At 58.0% G+C, this 4,480-nt stretch carries 2 protein-coding genes and 1 pseudogene; 1 reads left to right on the plus strand and 2 read right to left on the minus strand.

Translation table 11 applies throughout. The features are described 5' to 3' along the window. A partial coding sequence (putA, locus tag ACESMB_RS14220) for a bifunctional proline dehydrogenase/L-glutamate gamma-semialdehyde dehydrogenase PutA (RefSeq protein ID WP_372971899.1) occupies nt 1-3,450 on the plus strand: 3,450 nt, incomplete at its 5' end. Between the two features lie 60 nt (nt 3,451-3,510). Here putA and ACESMB_RS14225 read toward each other — a convergent pair. Further along, entirely contained in the window at nt 3,511-4,155 is a 645-nt protein-coding gene (locus ACESMB_RS14225; protein WP_372971900.1) for a DsbA family oxidoreductase, read from the minus strand. Nucleotides 4,156-4,312: 157 nt separating this feature from the next. Then, a pseudogene (locus ACESMB_RS14230) lies at nt 4,313-4,480 on the minus strand (16S rRNA pseudouridine(516) synthase); the annotation flags it as partial.

Raw genomic sequence — 4,480 nt, forward strand, 5'->3', positions numbered from 1 at the left:
AACGCCAAGTCGACGATTATGGAGAAGTTTCTGGCGGAGTACGGGCTGACCACGAAAGAAGGTGTGGCGCTGATGTGTCTGGCAGAAGCCCTGTTGCGTGTGCCGGACAGCGTGACCGTCAACGACCTTATCGAAGACAAGATTACCTCGGGGAGCTGGGGCGACCATCTGGGCAAGGCGTCGTCATCGCTGATCAATACCGCAACCATCGCCCTGTTGATGACCAGCAGGCTGCTGACGGATTCCGAGCGTCAAAGCGTGGGAGAAACCCTCCGCAGGCTATTGAAGCGGATGGGCGAACCGGTGATTCGCACAGTGGCTGGCCAGGCCATGAAAGAGATGGGGCGGCAATTCGTCCTCGGTCGCGACATCAAGGAAGCCCAGAAAGCGGGCGAGTCCTACATGAAAAAGGGCTACACCTACTCCTATGACATGCTGGGAGAGGCTGCCCGTACGGATCATGATGCGCAGCGTTATTACAATTCCTATTCCGACGCCATCGACAGCATAGCCAGGCACTGCAGCGGCGACGTTCGCAAGAATCCCGGCATTTCCGTAAAGCTCTCCGCCTTGCTGGCGCGGTACGAGTACGGCAACAAAGAGCGGGTTATGAAAGAGCTGTTGCCGAGGGCAAGGCGACTGGTCAAGAAAGCCGCCGCTGCCAATATGGGTTTCAATATTGACGCCGAGGAGCAGGACCGGCTGGACCTGTCGATGGACGTCATAGAGCAACTGCTGAGCGATCCTGAACTGGCAGGCTGGAATGGCTTCGGTGTGGTTGTGCAGGCCTATGGCAAGCGTGCGTCCTTCATGCTGGACTGGCTGTACGGGCTGGCAGAAAAATACGACCGTCGCATCATGGTGCGGCTGGTTAAAGGTGCCTACTGGGATGCGGAAATCAAGCGTGCCCAGGTGATGGGCCTTGATGGATTCCCGGTATTTACCCGCAAGGCGTGCAGTGATGTGTCGTTCCTGTCCTGTTCCACCAAACTGATGAACATGACCGACCGCATATACCCGCAGTTCGCGACCCACAACGCGCATTCCGTGTCGGCGATCCTTGAGCTGGCCAGGGTACGTGGTGAGGCCAATTACGAGTTCCAGCGCCTGCACGGCATGGGTGAATCGCTGCACAGTCAGGTAATGAAGGAAAGCGGTGTGCCCTGCCGGATCTATGCACCGGTCGGCCCCCATCGTGAACTGCTTGCGTACCTGGTGCGTCGTCTGCTGGAGAACGGTGCCAACAGCTCCTTCGTGAACCAGATTGTGGACGAAGACATTACGCCGGAGATGATCGCCAAGGATCCGATCGAATCGGTCAAGGAAATGGGCGACAACATTTCCAGTGACGCGATCGTGCATCCGTTCAAGATTTTTGGTGAGCATCGCCGTAACTCCAAGGGCTGGGATCTGACGGATCCGGTTACGATCGAGGCCATTGAGAAGGGCCGTGGTGCCTATAAAGAACACCACTGGAAAGGCGGGCCACTGATTGCTGGCAAGGTATCGGGCTCTGAAGTACAGGTGGTTCGCAACCCGGCCAACCAGGACGATCTCGTGGGTCACGTAACTCAGGCCGACGACACTGATATTGATACCGCAATTTCCGCGGCTGAGAAAGGCTTCAAGGCCTGGTCAGCAACGTCGGTAGAAGAGCGTGCAGAGTACCTGCGTAAGGTGGCAGATCTGTACGAAGAGAACACCTACGAACTGTTTGCCCTGACCTGTCGGGAGGCCGGTAAATCGCTGTCAGACGCCGTGGCTGAAATCCGCGAAGCGGTGGATTTTGCCAACTTCTACGCTAACGAAGGTGTTCGCTACGCAGACAGTGGCGAAGCCCGGGGTCCGGTGGTGTGTATCTCGCCCTGGAACTTCCCGCTGGCGATCTTCACCGGCCAGATACTGGCCAACCTGGTAGCGGGCAACGTGGTTCTTGCCAAACCCGCTGAACAGACTTCGCTGCTGGCTTTTCGGGCAGTAGAGCTGATGCATGCGGCAGGCATTCCCAAGGATGCGATCCAGCTGGTGCCGGGTACCGGCGCTACCGTGGGTGCGGGCCTGACCTCTGACTCCCGCATAGCCGGCGTGTGCTTTACCGGCTCTACCAATACCGCCAAGGTTATCGACAAGGCCATGGCAGAAAACATGGAGCCAGATGCCGTTATGGTGGCGGAGACTGGCGGCCTGAACGCCATGATCGTGGATTCCACAGCACTGCCGGAGCAGGTAGTCCGGGATGTACTGGCGTCGTCGTTCCAGAGCGCGGGCCAGCGTTGTTCAGCGCTGCGGATGCTGTATGTCCAGAAAGACATCGCCGATAGTCTGCTGGAAATGCTGTATGGCGCCATGGAAGAGCTGGGCATTGGTGATCCCTGGCTGTTGTCCACAGACGTAGGCCCGGTAATTGACGATGCTTCCGCGAAGAAGATCACTGATCACTGCAAGAAGTTCGAGAACAAGGACCAGCTTACGAAGAAGCTGTCCGTGCCACACACCGGCAATTTTGTCTCGCCGGCAGTGATTCGCGTGAACGGCATCCAGGATCTGGAAGAGGAAATCTTCGGCCCGGTACTGCACGTTGCGACCTTCGATGCCAAAGATCTCGATAAGGTGGTGGATGACATCAACGCCAAGGGCTACGGCCTGACCTTTGGTATTCACAGCCGGGTGGATACCCGGGTTGACCGTATCGCCAGCCGCATAAAGGTGGGTAACACGTACGTCAACCGCAACCAGATCGGTGCCATTGTCGGTTCCCAGCCATTTGGCGGCGAGGGAATGTCGGGCACCGGCCCCAAGGCCGGTGGCCCCCAGTATGTGCGCCGGTTCATGAAAGGCGAGACCGTTCAGGTAACGACGGAGTCCGGTGGCGAGAAGGTGGATGCCAAAAAGCTGAAAAGCCTGATCAGCAAGCTCGACAGGATGGATGTCCAGGAGCCAAATGCGCGGGTCGAGACCATGAAGTCAATCTTTGACTCGGTTCCCGAACCGCTGGACGCCCATGCCGAGGAAATGCCCGGGCCGACCGGTGAATCCAACATTCTGACCAACCATGCCCGTGGCACGGTGCTGTGTCTTGGCCCGGACAAGGAAACCGCCATCGAGCAGATGACGATGGCTCTGGCTCAGGGTAACAAAGCGGTGGTGATTGCTCTGGGTATCAACCACACCCTCCAACGCGCCGCCAGGGCTGGTCTGCCGGTCGTTGGCGTAGAAGGCCGCCTGGAGGCCGATGCGGTTGAAACGGTCAGTGGATTCGACGCCGTTGTCAGCTGTGCAAAGCCATCGCTGCTTAAGCCCTACCGTCGCGCGCTGATGAAGCGTGACGGTGCGCTGCTGCCACTGATCACCGAGCACAAGCTGGACCAGCGTTATGTGATTGAGCGGCACCTGTGTATCGACACCACCGCAGCAGGCGGCAACGCCAGCCTGATTGCGGCGGCGGAGTAATAGCGACCAACGGGCAATCCCAGGGATGGGTTTGCCCGAACAGTCGATTGACCAGGGCCTTCAGCCCGATTCGGAAATTTCCCTGAGCGCCTTGACCAGTGTTTCGGGTTCCTGTGCCCCGGAAACAAGGTATTTCTGGTTGATGATATAGGCCGGTACGGCAGACACGCCGGCCTGCTGGTACTGGGCCTCATCCTGCCTTACGGCGTCTGCATACTGATCGGAAGCCAGTAGTTCTCGGGCCCTGTCCCCGTCCAGACCGATGGATTCCACGCAGTAAACCAGTGCGTCCGGGTTCGAAATGTTTTCGGCGCGGCCAAAGTAGGCCTCGAAGAAAGCCATTTTCATCGCGGTCTGCTTGCCATGTTCCCCGGCCCATTTCACCAGCCTGTGGGCATCGAAGGTGTTGCGGGTATGACGCTCCTGCAGTTTTTCAAAGTTCAGCCCCAGGCGACTGGCGATCTCGATCATCTGCGCCTGGTTGGCTCTCATTTCGTCTTCGCTGCGGCCGTATTTGCGGCTCAGGGCCGGCAGAATGGGTTCGCCGTCGCCGGAAGGGTCTGGGTTCAACTCAAACGCATGCCATTGAACCATGAAATTCATGTCGTCTTTCAGGGCGTCCATGGCCTTTTCCAGACGAGCATACCCGATGGCGCACCAGGGGCAGGCAATGTCGGAAACGATGTCGATTTGCAACGTTTTCATGGGAGCTCCCGGTTGTGTTGGTTGCTGTTCAGGTTAACAGAATGCCCCCGTCCCCGTCGTCTTAAGGGTTGCGGGGAACTCGTCAAAACTGAGCTTGGTCGCCGTGGTGGTCGCGGATAGTAAAGGGGGCTGCCGTTATCAGTCATGGTGGGGCCCTTTATCGGACAGAGTTGATTTCCGTTTCTGTCAGCTGACGGCAGGCGCCGGGTTTAAGGCTGTCATCAAGATGAATGTAGCCCATACTTTCCCGATGCAGCGAGGTTACGCGATTACCGACGGCATGGAACATGCGCTTGACCTGGTGGTAGCGGCCCTCGTAAATGGT

The sequence above is a fragment of the Marinobacter sp. genome, assembly GCF_041686475.1.
Taxonomy (GTDB): Bacteria; Pseudomonadota; Gammaproteobacteria; order Pseudomonadales; family Oleiphilaceae; genus Marinobacter.